The 12880-nt window shown below is 73.7% G+C and carries 16 protein-coding genes; 3 read left to right on the top strand and 13 right to left on the bottom strand.

Features of this window, described 5'->3' with window-relative positions:
* Nucleotides 1-9 precede the first annotated feature (9 nt).
* From EV378_RS03520 to EV378_RS03465, 12 genes are all read right to left on the bottom strand, one after another.
* Nucleotides 10-708, bottom strand: coding sequence for an ABC transporter permease (locus tag EV378_RS03520; protein WP_243653254.1), 699 nt, complete (start codon nt 706-708; stop codon nt 10-12).
* Complete coding sequence (locus tag EV378_RS03515) at nt 708-1760, bottom strand: ABC transporter ATP-binding protein (RefSeq protein WP_279389590.1); 1053 nt, start codon at nt 1758-1760, stop codon at nt 708-710. The genes EV378_RS03520 and EV378_RS03515 overlap by 1 nt, the downstream gene beginning before the upstream one ends.
* A gap of 540 nt (nt 1761-2300) precedes the next feature.
* The gene (locus EV378_RS03510) at nt 2301-3890 is read right to left on the bottom strand and encodes an alpha/beta fold hydrolase (RefSeq protein ID WP_132421294.1); all 1590 of its coding nucleotides are present in this window, start codon (nt 3888-3890) and stop codon (nt 2301-2303) included.
* Nucleotides 3891-3956: 66 nt separating this feature from the next.
* Entirely contained in the window at nt 3957-4706 is a 750-nt protein-coding gene (locus EV378_RS03505; RefSeq protein WP_132421293.1) for a 3-hydroxybutyrate dehydrogenase, read from the bottom strand.
* A gap of 53 nt (nt 4707-4759) precedes the next feature.
* Complete coding sequence (locus tag EV378_RS03500) at nt 4760-5419, bottom strand: alkaline shock response membrane anchor protein AmaP (protein WP_243653253.1); 660 nt, start codon at nt 5417-5419, stop codon at nt 4760-4762.
* Nucleotides 5416-5964, bottom strand: a complete 549-nt coding sequence (locus EV378_RS03495) for a DUF6286 domain-containing protein (RefSeq protein WP_132421292.1) — start codon at nt 5962-5964, stop codon at nt 5416-5418. Before EV378_RS03495 ends, EV378_RS03500 begins: the two co-directional genes overlap by 4 nt.
* Nucleotides 5965-6004: 40 nt before the next feature.
* Entirely contained in the window at nt 6005-6400 is a 396-nt protein-coding gene (locus EV378_RS03490) for an Asp23/Gls24 family envelope stress response protein (protein WP_132421291.1), read from the bottom strand.
* Nucleotides 6397-6576 (bottom strand): hypothetical protein, encoded by a 180-nt coding sequence (locus EV378_RS03485; RefSeq protein ID WP_132421290.1) that lies wholly within the window; start codon nt 6574-6576, stop codon nt 6397-6399. The genes EV378_RS03490 and EV378_RS03485 overlap by 4 nt, the downstream gene beginning before the upstream one ends.
* Nucleotides 6577-6605: 29 nt before the next feature.
* Complete coding sequence (locus tag EV378_RS03480) at nt 6606-6899, bottom strand: hypothetical protein (protein WP_132421289.1); 294 nt, start codon at nt 6897-6899, stop codon at nt 6606-6608.
* Nucleotides 6900-6937: 38 nt separating this feature from the next.
* On the bottom strand, nt 6938-7339 hold the full coding sequence (locus EV378_RS03475; protein WP_207908562.1) for a hypothetical protein: 402 nt from the start codon (nt 7337-7339) through the stop codon (nt 6938-6940).
* Nucleotides 7336-7827, bottom strand: a complete 492-nt coding sequence (locus EV378_RS03470; RefSeq protein ID WP_132421288.1) for an Asp23/Gls24 family envelope stress response protein — start codon at nt 7825-7827, stop codon at nt 7336-7338. Before EV378_RS03470 ends, EV378_RS03475 begins: the two co-directional genes overlap by 4 nt.
* Before the next feature lie 79 nt (nt 7828-7906).
* Nucleotides 7907-8608, bottom strand: coding sequence for a pyrimidine reductase family protein (locus EV378_RS03465; RefSeq protein WP_132421287.1), 702 nt, complete (start codon nt 8606-8608; stop codon nt 7907-7909).
* 111 nt (nt 8609-8719) lie between these two features.
* On the opposite strand from EV378_RS03465, the gene EV378_RS03460 reads away from it, so the two are divergent.
* The 3 genes from EV378_RS03460 (at nt 8720) to EV378_RS03450 (ending at nt 11747) form a co-directional block, all read left to right on the top strand.
* Nucleotides 8720-9784: a FecCD family ABC transporter permease gene (locus EV378_RS03460; protein ID WP_132421286.1), complete on the top strand. Its 1065-nt coding sequence runs from the start codon at nt 8720-8722 to the stop codon at nt 9782-9784.
* Nucleotides 9781-10881, top strand: a complete 1101-nt coding sequence (locus EV378_RS03455) for a FecCD family ABC transporter permease (protein WP_132421285.1) — start codon at nt 9781-9783, stop codon at nt 10879-10881. The genes EV378_RS03460 and EV378_RS03455 overlap by 4 nt, the downstream gene beginning before the upstream one ends.
* A gap of 86 nt (nt 10882-10967) precedes the next feature.
* Nucleotides 10968-11747 carry an ABC transporter ATP-binding protein gene (locus tag EV378_RS03450; RefSeq protein WP_243653563.1) on the top strand — a complete coding sequence of 260 codons (780 nt, stop codon included), beginning with the start codon at nt 10968-10970 and terminating at the stop codon, nt 11745-11747.
* 136 nt (nt 11748-11883) lie between these two features.
* Here the strand turns inward: EV378_RS03450 and EV378_RS03445 are convergent, their stop codons facing one another.
* Nucleotides 11884-12879, bottom strand: a complete 996-nt coding sequence (locus tag EV378_RS03445) for an inorganic phosphate transporter (protein ID WP_132421284.1) — start codon at nt 12877-12879, stop codon at nt 11884-11886.
* Nucleotide 12880 lies beyond the last annotated feature (1 nt).

The raw sequence follows: 12880 nt of genomic DNA, 5'->3' as shown, positions 1-12880 counted from the left end.
CTCTCTCCCTCACCGGCGCGCCTGGACCCAGGGCGTGACCGCCCGCTGCAACAGCACGACCAGACCGTCCGCGACGAGGGCCAGTGCGATCGCGAGGACACCGGTCACGATCAGGCCGGTCGTGAACACGTTGCGTTGCGCGTTGAACAGCGGCGTGCCGAGGCCCGCCTGGACCACCTGGGCCGCGACCGTCTCGAGCGAGATCACGGTGACCACCGCGATCCGGACCCCGGCCATGATCGACGGCAGGGCCAGCGGGAGCTGGACCTTGAACAGCACCTGGTTGCGGGTCAGTCCCATCCCGTCCGCGGCCGCGAGCGTCTCCGGAGGGGCCGACCGCAGGCCGGTGACCGCGTTCGCGAACAGCAGCAGCAGCGTGTAGCTGGTCAGACCGATCAGGACCGTGGTGATGGTCAGGCCGGTGATCGGCACCATCAGCAGGAAGAACGCCAGCGCCGGGACGGTGTAGAGGAACGTCGCCAGCGCCGAGAAGCCGCGCTCGAACCAGCTGTTGCGCACCGCGTACAGGGCGGCGGCGATCGAGATGACCAGACCGAAGAGCACCGCGAGGACACTGATCCAGATGTGCTGGATCAGGGCGGGCTGCAGGACCTCGGCCCAGTTGGCGCCCACCCAGTCCCAGCAGAAGAACTGGCCCGCGCAGTTCGGCCCGGAGAAGTTCGGGATGACCTGACCGGGAAGCGACATCACGCCTCGCCCGCGACGACGTCGGCCGGGGCCTTCGGTGCGGTCTCGTACACCGCGTCCTGCAGCTGGTCGAGCGTGACGTGTCCGATGACCGTGGCGGCGTCGTCCTCGTGCACCACGGTGCAGGCCCGGGAGCCCGAGGCGAACAGCACGGACAGGCCGACGCGCAACGTCGCGTTGCCCTTCACGGTGGGCGCGTCCGCGGGCGGCGTCACGTCCTCGGCGACCTTGACCAGGTCGCGCATCAGGCGCAGGGACAGCCGCTTGAGGCCGCGGTCGGCACCGACGAAGTCGGCGACGTACTCGTCGGCGGGGGAGCCGAGCAGCTCGTCGGCAGTGCCGTACTGGGCGAGCACACCGCCCTGGCGCAGGACCGCGATCTTGTTCCCCATCTTGATCGCCTCGTCGATGTCGTGCGTGACGAAGATGACCGTCTTGGCGATGTCGGCCTGCAGCTTGAGGAACTCGTCCTGGATCTCGTTGCGCGTGATCGGGTCCAGGGCGCCGAACGGCTCGTCCATCAGCATGACGGGCGGGTCGACGGCGAGGGCGCGGGCCAGGCCGACGCGCTGCTGCTGGCCGCCGGAGAGCTGCGACGGGTAGCGCTTCGCGAACTCGCGGTCCAGCCGGACGAGGTCGAGCAGCTCCGCGGCGCGCGGCTTGATCCGGTCGCTCGACCAGCCCAGCAGCCGCGGTACGACGCCGATGTTCGCCTCGATCGTCATGTGCGGGAACAGGCCGACCTGCTGGATCACGTAGCCGATGTCCCGGCGCAGCGTCGTGACGTCGACCGCGCGCACGCTGTCGCCGCCGATCAGGATGTCGCCCTCGTGGAAGTCGATGAGCCGGTTGACCAGCTTCATCGCCGTCGTCTTGCCACCACCGGACGGGCCGACCATGCAACAGATGTCGCCGGCCGGGACGGTCAGCGAAAGGTTGTCGATCGCCGGAGTCGTCTGGCCCGGGTAGGTCTTGGTGACACCACGGAACTCGATCTCGACGCCGGGGCGTTTGCTCGATCCCTCGGTCATCTCGTCCCCTGTCGTTCTCACGCCCGCAGCGTGCGGGCTGGTCTGTCGGTCAGTCGGTTGTTCGTTCCGTGCGGCGGGTGCCGCGAGCGCAGCCGATCTTCGACTGCGCTGATGGAATCGTCGCTCGAAATGCTGGGATCCGCTCGACAATGGGGATGTCGAAGTGCGTTCCGATGCGGCTGTCGGGCCCTCCCACGCCCTCCCCGCAGGTCTCTCGTGCCAGGCGAGAGGCCCACCGGGCGATCCCCCTTCGTCCTCTCTCGCTCCGGGAGGTAGCGTGCGTTACACGGCTCGCGGCGTCGTTACCGATCTGCGGCACAGGCGGTGGGAGCGCCCTCCCGTTCGGCTGAATCGCTCTTGGAAGCGTAGCCCCACCCGATGGGGCTGTTAAGGGATTGGCACCTCGATCACGCTCAATTCCGCAGACTCGATGCCGGTTTCCCCACCCTTCGCGCTCCGCTGTCCTCCCAGCTCAGGGCACTGTTCTGTGTGATCCGGATCCGCTGAGGGGGCGTCCGGCACGGAGACGGAATCGTGACCTGCGGCCCCGGTGGGTCCCGCTCAGGGAGGGCAGACCACGTCCTGTGCCGGCGCGACGCCGTCGACGAGGGCGCGGTCCACCGCACCACTGACGCACGGCGTCCGGGGGTAGGCGCCGGTGCCGGAGCCCTCCCAGCGGACCAGGCGGCCCGCCCCGGTGAGCTCGGCGAGGCGCTGGGCTCCGGTCAGCGGCGCTCGCGGGTCGTGCGTCGTGCCGAGGACCAGGACCGGTGGCGCGTCCGCCGGAAGCGGGCCCGCGGCGGGGGACGGGGCGGGCGCAGGCCATGGGGCACAGGTCACGAGCTGCTGCGCGGCCTGTGCACCGAACAGCGGGTAGGAGCCCTTCCAGCGGGCCGCGAGGTCGGCGGCCTCCGGCGGCGTGAGGCGGGTCGGGTCGTCGTTGCATCTCGTGGCCAGCGCGGCGTCGAACCGGCCCTGCGGGCCGGCCTCCGGGAGCAGCAGACCCAGCAGCCCCGCAGGGTTCCCGCTGCCCGCCGCGGCCAGCGCCGCGCTGAGCTGCGGCCACCGCCGAGGCTCGGCGAGCCCGGACCGCACGGCCAGCAGGACGGCCCCCGCGGTCACCCGGTCCCCGTCCGGCGTGGGCAGCGGGCGCGCCGCGACGCGCCCGACCAGTGCGGTCACCGTGGCCCGCGGATCCGGCCCGAGCGGGCAGGACGGTCCGGACCGGCAGCTGAGGGCGAACTGGTCGAACGCCGCCTCCGCCGCCCTCGTCGCGTCCTCCGTGCTGTCCGGGTCCTGCCGGGTCGGGTCGGACGGGCCGTCCAGCACCACGCGACCGACCGAGTCGGCATGCGCCGTCGCCCACGCCGCGACCGCGTCCGCACCGTCCCCGACGCCGACGACGTTGAGGCGTTGCACGCCGAGCTGGCGGCGCACCGTCTCCAGGTCGTCCGCGGTGACGGAGGCCCGGTAGCTGCTCAGCGCCCCGGACAGCAGCAGGTAGCAGTCCTGGACGATCGCCCTGGACTTGTCCAGCAGCGCTGTGAGGGAGCCCTCGTCGGTGCGGTCCGGGTTCAGGTCGACGAGGGACGCGCGGGCGTCCGGCGGCGAGCAGTCCAGCAGGTTCGCTCCGGTGCCGCGCCGGTCCATGCCGATCACCTGGTAGGTGGACAGCACCCGGTCGGACACCTGGCCCGCCAGCGCGGCGGCCTCCCGGGCGGCGCCGTCCGTCCCGACGTCGCCGACGACCACCAGCGGCGGACGCCCCGCCCGTGCCCCCGGCGTCGTGACCCGGGTGAGGCCGACGCGCGTCGGCCCGAGTGCCGGTTGTGCCGGATCGACCGGCACCGAGAGCTGGCCGCAGGCCACCTGGAGTGCGCGACCGGCGCGGGGGCCGCGACCGTCCGCGGTGAGCGTCGCGAGCGTGTCCGCCGTGCAGTCGGACAGACCGGGCAGGTCCCTGGCCGGGTCGGGCGCGGGCAAGGCGTTCGGGTCGGAGGCGGGCGGGGGCGCACCGGGGGCGGGTGGCGGCGCCGACGTGAGCGCGTCCCCGCGCACGGCGACCGGCGGACGCTCGGACGGCCCGACCGTGCACCCGGCCAGCGTCACGACGGCGAGCACGGCGGCCAGCACGAGGAGAGCACGAGCCACCCGGACGTCCTTCCCCTCGTGCGGCGATCCGCCACGCAGTCTGCCCGCCGCCGGGTGAGGACCCGGTTAGCGGGCCGTCCAGCCGCCGTCCTGGCTCAGCGAGCTCCCGGTGATCGACGCCGACGCCGGTCCCCACAGCACCGCGGCCAGCTCGGCCACCTCGTCCGGCTCGATCAGCCGTTTCACCGCGACCGGCGTGAGCATGATCTTCTCGATCACCTCGTCCTCGCCGATCCCGTGCGTGCGCGCCTGGTCGGCGATCTGCGCCTCGACCAGCGGGGTGCGCACGTAGGCCGGGTTGATGCAGTTGCTGGTGACACCGTGCGGCGCGCCCTCCAGGGCGGTCACCTTGGACAGCCCCTCCAGCCCGTGCTTGGCGCTGACGTAGGCGGACTTGAACGGGCTGGCCCGCAGCCCGTGCGCGCTGGAGATGTTGATCACCCGACCCCAGTCGCGACCGTACATGTGCGGCAGCGTGCGACGGATCAGCCGGAACGGCGCCTCCAGCATGATCCGCAGGATCTGCGAGAACGTGTCCGGGTCGAAGTCCTGCAGCGGGCTCACGTGCTGGCGCCCCGCGTTGTTCACCAGGACGTCGACGTCGGCGGGCAGCCGGTCGACGGCGTCCAGGTCGGACAGGTCGCACTCGACCGGGACCACCCCGGGGTGCTCGTCGGCGAGCGCGGCGACCCGGTCGCGCGCGATGTCCACGGCGTGCACCTTCGCGCCGTCCGCGGCGAGGCGGCGGGCCACCGCCGCGCCGATCCCGCTGCCCGCGCCGGTGACCAGCGCGGTCCTACCCTCCAGGAGCGACATGGGCGCGACGGTACGCGTGGACCTGCCGCGGACACTGTGACGCGGGTCGCAGGTCAGGCCACCCGGGACTGCTTCCCGGACGCGTCCAGCTCGAGCCGGACGGCCACCGGGAGCGCGGCCAGCCCGAGCGCGTCCCGGACCTGGACGAGCACCTCGCCGTCCAGGCGCCTGCAGATGTCCGCGACGTCCGCGTCGTCGTCGATCCAGACGGTCGCGCGGACGGCGGGCGCGGTCGCGCTGCCGACCATCCGGGCACGGGCGCGGGTGACGCCGGGCAGCTCGGAGGCGCCCCCGGCGACCGCGTCCGCCGCGGCCGATGCCGAGACCCGGATGTCGGTGCCGGGGCCGCCGTCGAGCACGAGGTCGGGCCTGCGCTCCGGGCGCAGCGACCGGACCGCCCACACGAGCCCGAGCACGAGCAGCAGCACGCCCGCCACGATCGCGACCACGCGCGCGGCGGTCTGGTTCGCGCCGAGGAACTCGGTGACCATCGGGTCGAGCAGCGGGCGCTGCGGGCGGTTCGTGCCGAACACCCCGAGTCCGAGCAGGACGGTCAGCACACCGGCCGCGAGCAGGACGAGCCCGAGCAGGGTGATGCCCCAGCGGCTGCCCCCCGCAGAGCGGGCGACGGCGCGACGGGCGCTGCGGGCCGCCCCGCGCGGCGCGGGCGCCGGTGCGGGATCGGTGGTGGTGGTCGTGGTCGCGGTGCTCACTGGGGTCCCTTCGGGCCGGGGGCGACGGAGACGGAGACCCGGGGCGTGCGGGCCAGCGGCAGCTCACCGAGCAGCTCGTCGACGCGCTCGCGCACGCCGGAGCGCACGTCGGAGCCCTCGGACGTGCCGGACGCCCGGCCCTGCGCCCGCACGGTGATCTTCTTCGCGGAGGCGGTCACGGTGGCGCCCGACACCTGGTCGGACCCGCGGACCCGGCGGCCGACGAGGCGGGCGAGCACCCGCGGCGCGGTCGTGACGGTGATGCCGTCCGACGGCGAGCGGAGCGCGACGTCGTGCCGCCGCGCCAGCAGCCCGACCAGCACCAGGATCAGCCCGACGACGCCGACGCCGATCGCGACCCAGAGCACGGCGGTGGCCGTCCACTGTGTCTGCTCGAGCACGGCGCGCCATGACGACCACGGCACGAGCAGGCCGGTCGAGCCGGGTGTCACCCAGGCCGCCACGACCTCGACCACGACGAGTACGCCGAGCGCCGCCACGGCGAGGCTGAGCAGGGGGGCGAGCACGCGGAGCAGGACCCTCATCGGGGTACCTCCGGGGTTCTCGAGGGAAGGGGGACAGGTCTCAGCGGACCCGGGGCTCGTCCGGCTCGCGGTCGCTCTGCAGCGCGCCGACGTCGACGGTCAGCGAGCGGACCGTCTGGCCGGCGATCCGGTCCAGGTCGCGGGCGATCCGTTCACGGACGTCGGCCACCGTCTCCCGGATCGGGGCGGGGTAGGCGAGCGTGACGCGCAGCTGGACGTCGATGCCGTCCGGGAACGCGCTGATCCGCGCCGTCGGGCGGGACTCGCCGACGCCGAGGCCCGCGACGGTCCGTGTCCGGTGCCGGGTGCCCGGCGCCTGGTCGGCCGCGTGCTCGACGATCTTGCGGAGCACCCCGGGGTCGATCTCGAGCGTGCCGCGGGACTCGGGTTCGGCGAGCGAGCTCGGAGCGGGCTCGTCGACCGCGGTGACGGTCACCGGTCCTTGCCCCGGCCGAGCACGCCGCTGACGTCGAGCTCGCCGTCGAGCACCCGGCCGACGATCAGCCCGGCCGCGCCGAGCACGAGCGTGATGATGAAGGCGACGAAGCCGCCCACGGCGCCTGCGACGCCGAGCAGGAGACCTGCCAGCAGGCCGATCTGGGTGGAGTTCACGATGTTCTCCTCGATGCCTCGGAGGAAGTTCAGGTGGGCCGGTCCACGCGCGTGCGGCGCTTGCGGCGGATGGTGCGGATCAGCGCGACCGCCACCCGGGTCGGGAGGGGCAGGTCGCGGACGATGTGGATCGGTGCGTCGTAGCGGTCGGGTGCGGCGGGCCCGTCGGCCTTCCGGCCGGTGCGGGCCAGCTCGCGGTAGTGCTGCAGCCCGGCCACGAACACGGCGGGGTCGCCGCCGCGGTCGGGGTGGTGGGTACGGACGAACGAGCGGTACGCCGCGCGCTGCTCGTCGGTCAGTGCGCCGGTGACCTGCTCGTCCATCCGCGTTCACCCGTTCCCGTGTCCCGTGGCCGGCCCCCTCAGGGCCCGATCTCGACCGACGTTCCCGGGGTGACACCGACCGGGCGCCGTACCCCCGCCTTCCCGGGCGGGGTGTCGGCGTCGTCCGGATCGGGGTCTCCCGGCAGCTCGATGTCGGACACGGTGACATCCACCGGTGAGCCGTCGCACAGCGCCCGTACCGACGTGCGCAGTGACGCGACGGTGTCCGGGATCGGGCGGTCCAGCCGGAGCACCACGGCGATCTCGACCGGCTCGCCCGGCCGGCCGACGTGCACACCGACCAGCTTGCGGGTCGGCAGGAACGTGGCCACCGTGCCGAACGTGCCGCCGTCCAGCCGGGCCACGGACGGATGTGCGGTGACGGCGTCCGCGACCAGCTCGGCGAGCACGGCCGGGTCGGTGGAGATCGTGCCGGTCACTCGACCCGGGCGGCGGCGGCCGGCGCGGGGGTCTCCTCGGCCGGGTCGTCGTCCTCGGCGAAGTGGATGTCGTTGACCGAGATGTTGACCTCGATGACCTCGAGCCCGGTCATCCGCTCGACGGCACCGATCACGTTGCGGCGCACGGCACGCGCGAGCTCCACGATGGAAGCGCCGTACTCGACGACGACGTCCAGGTCGATCGCGGCCTGCTTCTCGCCGACCTCGACCGCGACGCCGGCGACGCTGCCGGCACCGCTGGAGCTGCCGCCGGGGATCCGCTCACGGATCGCGCCGAACGCGCGGGACGCGCCGCTGCCCATCGAGTAGACGCCGGAGACCTCGCGGGCGGCGATGCCGGAGATCTTCTGGACGACCGATGCGGCGATCGTCGTGCGGCCCTGCGTGGTCTCGTCGCCGAGGCGGGCCGGCGAGCCGCCGCCGTGCGCCGGGGTGGCCGGGGTGGTGCTGGGAGTGCTGGCGGTCATGACGTTCCGCTCCTTCTCCGTCGTGTTTCGCGGACCTACACACGTGAGATGCCACGAGCCGCCGATTCCTCACGCATGATCACCCGTTCGGTGGTGTGATGCCACTCGCACCGGACTCGCGCACGTACCGGAGCAGCAGCGTGCCGTCCTCCTCGACCAGGCTCGCCACCGTCATGACCCGCGTCGTCGGGGCGTCCGACACCGCGATCCGACCTGCGGTCCCGCCGACCAGCACCGGGCTGAGCGTCAGGCACAGCTCGTCCACGGCGTCGTCGTCGAGCAGGGACCCGAGCAGTCGCGGCCCGCCCTCGCAGGCCACCCGTCGCAGGCCCCGTCGCCCGAGCTCACCCAGCAGCGATGCGGCTCCCAGGTCGTCCAGGACGACGACGTCGCCCCCGGCCGCCGCGATCGCGTCGCGCCGGGAGCGTGGCGCCGCGGCCGTGGTCAGCACGATCGGCGGCGTCCGGGTGTCGGAGAACAGGCGCGACGACGGGTCCAGCGCGGCCGATCCGCTCACCACGGCGATCGGTGGCGCGACGGCGTCGGCGCCGGCCCGGACGCCCCGGTAGTCCTCGGCGCGCACCGTGCCCGCCCCGACGAGCACGACATCGGCCGAGCGCCGCAGGCGGACGAAGACCCGCCGGTCGGCCGCGGTCGCGACGCCCGCGGAGCGTCCGCCCGCCTCGACGGCGCCGTCCAGCGAGCTCACCATGACCGCCCGCACCCACGGGCGGTCCGTCTCCGGCCAGGCGTACCGACGCGCGATCTCGTCGTCCTCCATCGCCCGATCCCACCAGGTGGTGCGCCGAGGATCTCCGACGGGCCCGGTGCCACGACAGGGTTGCCTCACTTATGGTGAGCACCACCAACCACGACAGGGGGAGAGGCTGACGTGACCGCGACCGTCGGCCCGGCGTCCCGGACGCCGGAGCAACCGGGCGGCGCCCGCCATCGGCACCCGCTGCGTCGTCGGCGGCTGCTCGGGCTGCTCGCGCTGTTCGGCGCGCTCGTGCTGGCCGTGCTGGCCAGCATCGCGATCGGGACCAAGGTGATCCCGATCGGCGAGGTGTGGGGTGCCCTGACGAGCCCGACCGGCACCGAGAACGACATCGTCGTCCAGTCCCTGCGGATCCCGCGCACGATCCTCGGTGCGCTCGTCGGCATGGCGCTCGGCCTGGCCGGGGCACTGGTGCAGGGCTTCACCCGCAACCCGCTCGGCGACCCGGGACTGCTCGGCGTCAACGCGGGAGCAGCGTTCTTCGTCGTGCTCGGCATCTTCGTCTTCGGGATCACCAGCCTGTTCGGCTACGTGTGGTTCGCGTTCGCCGGGGCGCTGGTGGCCAGCGTGATCGTGTTCTCGATCGGCTCACGCGGCCGTGCGGGCGCGACGCCGGTGACACTGGCCCTCGCCGGGGCCGCGGTGTCCTTCCTGCTGGGGGCGCTGACGTCGTCGGTCGTGCTGTCCGACTCCGACACGCTCGACGCCTACCGGTTCTGGAACGTCGGCGCGCTCGCCGGCCGGGACGCGTCGGTGGCCGGGCAGGTCGTCTGGTTCATCGTGATCGGGGCGGTGCTGGCGCTCGCGCTGGCGCCCGCGCTGAACGCGCTGTCGCTCGGTGAGGACGTCGCCCGCTCGCTCGGGCACTCGGTCGCCCGCACGCGCTTCCTCGGCATCCTGGCGATCACGCTGCTGGCCGGTGCCGCGACGGCGGCCTGCGGGCCGATCCTGTTCGTCGGCCTGGTCGTCCCGCACGTGGTGCGCGCGTTCACCGGCCCGGATCATCGCTGGCTGCTGCCGGCGTCCGCGCTGGCGGGCGCCGTGCTGCTGCTGGCCGCCGACGTGCTCGGGCGCGTGCTGGCCCGGCCCGGCGAGCTCCAGGTGGGCGTCGTCGTCGCGTTGCTCGGGGCGCCGTTCTTCATCGCACTGGTCCGGCGTCGGAAGCTGAGCGAGATATGACCCTCCAGGAGGAGCGGACCTCCGTCGCCACCCCGCGCGTCGCCGGCCGCGCGCCGTGGCGGTTCCGCGGCATGTCCGGCGTCCGGCGGCCCCGCACGCTCGCCGTGCTCGTGGGCGCGGCCGTCGTGCTCGTGCTGGCCGCCGCGCTGAACCTGGGCCGCGGCGACTTCCCGATCCCGATCCAGGACGTGCTGTCCACACTGGTCGGTGCCGGGAGCCGCGCCCAGCAGTTCGTCGTGCTGGAGCTGCGGCTGCCGCGGTCGCTGACCGGGGCGCTGGTCGGCGCCGCGCTCGCCGTGTCCGGTGCGATCCTGCAGGCGATCGCCCGCAACCCGCTGGCCAGCCCGGACATCATCGGCATCCAGTGGGGTGCCAGTGCGGCCGCCGTGTTCGTGATCGTGCTCGGCGGCGGCGTGAGCGCCGTCGGCGGGACGTTCGCCGCGGTCGGGGTGCCGCTGTCCGCACTCGCCGGCGGGCTCGTCACCGCGACCCTGATCTACGTGCTGGCCTGGCGGCAGGGCATCCAGGGCTACCGCCTCGTGCTGATCGGCATCGGCGTCAACGCCGTGCTGATCGCCGCCGTCAACTGGCTGCTGACCGTCGCGCAGATCTACCAGGCGGCGCAGGCGCAGGTGTGGCTGAACGGCAGCCTCAACGCGCGGGGCTGGGACGAGGTCGTCCCGGTGGCGATCGCGCTCGTCGTGCTCCTGCCCGCGGCGCTGGCACTGGCGCACCTGCTCGGCGGGCTGCAGTACGGCGACGACACCGCCCGCGGGCTCGGCATCCGGGTCGACGGCGGGCGCACCGCGCTGCTGCTCGTGGCCGTCGGTCTGGCGTCGGTGGCGACGGCCGCGGCCGGGCCGATCGCGTTCGTCGCGCTGGTCTGCCCGCAGATCGCGCAGCGGCTGTGCCGCACGCCCACTCCGCCGATCGCGACGTCGGCCATGATCGGCGCCGCGCTGACCGTCGTCGCCGACCTGATCGCGCGCACCGCGCTGCCCGGTGCCGAGATGCCGGTCGGCATCGTCACGTCCGTGCTCGGCGCCCCGTACCTGCTCTACCTGCTCGCCCGTTACCGCCGGGAGGCCCGCCAGTGACCAGCATCCCCGACGTCGAGCCCGCCGACGTCAACGCCGACGCCCCCGCCGGGCGCGTCCGGGCGCCGGACCCGGCACAGGTCCGTCTGCGCGCGGAGGGAGTGCGGCTCGGGTACGGCTCGCACGTCGTCGTGGACGGGCTCGACCTCGACGTGCTGCCCGGCGCGGTGACCGCGGTGATCGGCCCGAACGGGTGCGGCAAGTCCACCGTGCTGCGCGCGCTGGGCCGGCTGCTGGCGCCGCAGGCGGGTCAGGTACTGCTGGACGGCAAGCGGATCGACAAGACCCCGACCCGCCAGGTGGCCAAGGAGCTCGGCATCCTCCCGCAGGCGCCGACGGCACCGGAGGGGCTGACCGTCGGCGACCTGGTCGCCCGCGGCCGCCACCCGCACCAGGCCTGGTACCGGCAGTGGTCCTCGGACGACGAGGACGCCGTGGCCGAGGCGTTGGACTGGACCGGCATCGGGGACCTCGCCGAGCGGCCGGTGGACCAGCTGTCCGGCGGGCAGCGCCAGCGGGCGTGGATCTCGATGGCGCTGGCCCAGGAGACCGACCTGCTGCTGCTCGACGAGCCGACCACGTTCCTCGACCTGGCCCACCAGGTCGACGTGCTGGAGCTCGTCTGCAGGCTGAACACCGAGGCCGGCCGCACGGTCGTGATGGTGCTGCACGACCTGAACCTGGCCGCGCGCTACTCGGACTGCCTGATCGCGATGCGCGCCGGCCGGATCATCGCGGCGGGGGACCCGACGGACGTGATCACCGAGTCGTTGCTCGCCGACGTGTTCGGCCTTCGCGCGCAGGTGATCCCGGACCCGATCACCGGCACCCCCCTCGTCGTACCGGTGGGGGGCCGGAGGGCCTGACGCCGACCCGGTCAGCGCACCCGTGCGCGGTGATCCGGTGTGCGCGCTCCTCCCAGGAGTTCGCACGCGTCCCGGCGCGCGCTCTCCGCACCGGCGCGCGTTCTCCGGAACGGCACGCGGTTTCCTGCGTCGCGCGTCAGCCCACCAACGGGTGGATCACCCAGAAGGCAACGGCCGCGAACGCCGCCGCGGCCGGGATCGTGAGGACCCAGGCGACGGCGATGTTGCCGGCCACGCCCCACCGCACGGCGGAGATCCGCTTCGTCGCGCCGACACCGAGGATCGACGCGGTGATCGTCTGGGTCGTCGAGATCGGCGCGGCGAACGCGAACGCGGTCGTGTAGAGCACGGCCGACGCGGTCAGCTCGGCAGCGAACCCGCGCGGCGGGTCGAGGTCGATGATCCGGCGCCCGAGCGTGCGCATGATCCGCCAGCCGCCGGAGTACGTGCCGGCCGACAGGGCACCGGCGGACAGCAGGATCACCCACCACGGCACGTCGAAACCCTGGTGGTAGCCGCCGACCACGAGTGCCAGCACGATCACGCCCATCGTCTTCTGCGCGTCCTGCAGCCCGTGCCCGAGCGCCATCGCGGCGGCCGAGACGGTCTGGGCGTGTCGGAAGCCGCGGTTGAGCCGCGACGGGCGCCCTCGGCGGAACAGCCACAGCAGCGCGATCATCACGGCGCCCGCCAGTAGGAACCCGACGATCGGCGAGACGACCATCGGCACGATCACCTTCTCGACCACCCCGGACCACTGCACGGTGCCGGCGGAGGCCAGCGCGGCGCCGACCAGGCCGCCGATCAGCGCGTGCGACGACGAGGACGGCAGCCCGAACCACCACGTGACCAGGTTCCAGCCGATCGCGCCGATCAGCGCCGCGAGCACGACGACGAGACCGGAGATCCCGGTCGGCGCGCCGATGATCCCGCTGCCGACGGTGGACGCGACCTCGGTGCCGAGGAACGCGCCGACCAGGTTCATCACGGCGGCCATGAGCAGCGCGGCCCGCGGGGAGAGCGCCCGGGTGGAGACCGAGGTTGCGATCGCGTTCGCGGCGTCGTGGAAGCCGTTCGTGTAGTCGAACACGAGCGCGACCGCGATCACGACCAGGACGGCGGTCAGGACCACC

The organism is Pseudonocardia endophytica (genome assembly GCF_004339565.1).
Taxonomy (GTDB): domain Bacteria; phylum Actinomycetota; class Actinomycetes; order Mycobacteriales; family Pseudonocardiaceae; genus Pseudonocardia; species Pseudonocardia endophytica.
This window is presented reverse-complemented; position numbering and strand designations above follow the sequence as displayed.

Coding starts and splice junctions, on each gene's coding strand:
- EV378_RS03455 (WP_132421285.1), top strand. CDS start 9,781: ATGACCCTCCAGGAGGAGCGGACCTCCGTCGCCACCCCGCGCGTCGCC.
- EV378_RS03505 (WP_132421293.1), bottom strand. CDS start 4,706: ATGTCGCTCCTGGAGGGTAGGACCGCGCTGGTCACCGGCGCGGGCAGC.
- EV378_RS03465 (WP_132421287.1), bottom strand. CDS start 8,608: ATGGAGGACGACGAGATCGCGCGTCGGTACGCCTGGCCGGAGACGGAC.
- EV378_RS03470 (WP_132421288.1), bottom strand. CDS start 7,827: ATGACCGCCAGCACTCCCAGCACCACCCCGGCCACCCCGGCGCACGGC.
- EV378_RS03520 (WP_243653254.1), bottom strand. CDS start 708: ATGTCGCTTCCCGGTCAGGTCATCCCGAACTTCTCCGGGCCGAACTGC.
- EV378_RS03480 (WP_132421289.1), bottom strand. CDS start 6,899: ATGGACGAGCAGGTCACCGGCGCACTGACCGACGAGCAGCGCGCGGCG.
- EV378_RS03495 (WP_132421292.1), bottom strand. CDS start 5,964: ATGAGGGTCCTGCTCCGCGTGCTCGCCCCCCTGCTCAGCCTCGCCGTG.